This window comes from Brevundimonas sp. (assembly GCF_032107865.1).
Classification (GTDB): domain Bacteria; phylum Pseudomonadota; class Alphaproteobacteria; order Caulobacterales; family Caulobacteraceae; genus Brevundimonas.
Window position 1 is genome coordinate 1 of sequence record NZ_DAMCNG010000409.1, and the last position, 1,022, is coordinate 1,022.

Here is a 1,022-nt window from a genome sequence, read left to right on the forward strand (position 1 = left end):
CTCGCCGGCGGTCGCCCCGCCTCGACATAGGGGCGCGCCGTGGGCGCGGCCTCCGGCGAGGACGCCCATCCGGCGCTTCCGCCGACCAGGGGTGCCGCGACGGCGGCGATCAGGAAGCATCGGGGGTCCATGACACGTCCTCTATTTTCAGTCCGAGGGGGTTCTTCATCAGTTCGGCCTCCGTCCTCGGCGGCTGGACGCCGGTCGTGATCAGGGCGCGCCATCTTTCACTGCCGGCCGACTGGCCGTTGACGAACCGGGTCTCGCGCCATTGCAGGTCGAAGGTGCGCCCGGAGCGACGGACGACGTTCAACACCTCGACGCTGACGGCCTCACGCCCGACCTCCGCGAAAGGATCGTGGGTCTGGGCCCAGGCGTTGAGGAAGGCCGCCGCTTTCGGGGTTAGGAGATCATAGGCGCCCAGCCAGTTCTGCCTCAGAACCACAGGATCGATGCTCTTGGACCGCACGTCGCGGATCCATCGCGCCAAGGCGTGAGCGGTCTGGGCGTCGGTCGGTTCATAGCGCCCGCCGACGGCGGTGATCCTCTGGGTCTCGCCCCAGTCCGAGACCTCGACGATGAAGGGTTTGACCACGGCCCGCTCGGCCTGGACCCACCAGCCCGCCCCGAGAAAGACGGCCAGGGCCAAGTTGGCGGCCGCGAACCGCCGCCAGTTGCGCGCATGAGCCAGGGTCAGGCCCATGCGTTCGTCCCAGACCTGTCCCGCCTTCTGATAGGGGGTGGCCTCGGGCGCCGAGCTGAGCGGACGTCTCGGGCGGAAGAAGGGATGCATGATCAGGTCTCCTCTGTCCGGAGCCGGGGCGAAAGTGCCCCGGAGTTTTCACTGGACGGGACCAGGCCCCGACCGGCGTTGGCGACGAAGAAGGCCTGCAGGGCCCGCGATCGTCCGGCCGCCCGCCCCCCAGGCCTGCCGGTTTCCCCGGTCAGGGCCCGATGGAAGTCCGCACGCGCCGCCTCCGCTTCCCGCCGTGCCTTGGGCGTCCAGACCTCGTCGGGCCTGG

The 1,022-nt window shown here is 70.0% G+C and carries 1 protein-coding gene; it reads right to left on the bottom strand.

From position 1 onward, the window contains the following. Positions 1–109: 109 nt before the first annotated feature. Positions 110–793 carry a conjugal transfer protein TrbF gene (trbF, locus tag RT567_RS17205; RefSeq protein ID WP_312205661.1) on the bottom strand — a complete coding sequence of 228 codons (684 nt, stop codon included), beginning with the start codon at positions 791–793 and terminating at the stop codon, positions 110–112. Between the last annotated feature and the right edge of the window lie 229 nt (positions 794–1,022).

Bases quoted from the DNA above. Each gene is read 5' to 3' on its own strand.
- trbF (WP_312205661.1), bottom strand. From the start codon at position 793: ATGCATCCCTTCTTCCGCCCGAGACGTCCGCTCAGCTCGGCGCCCGAG.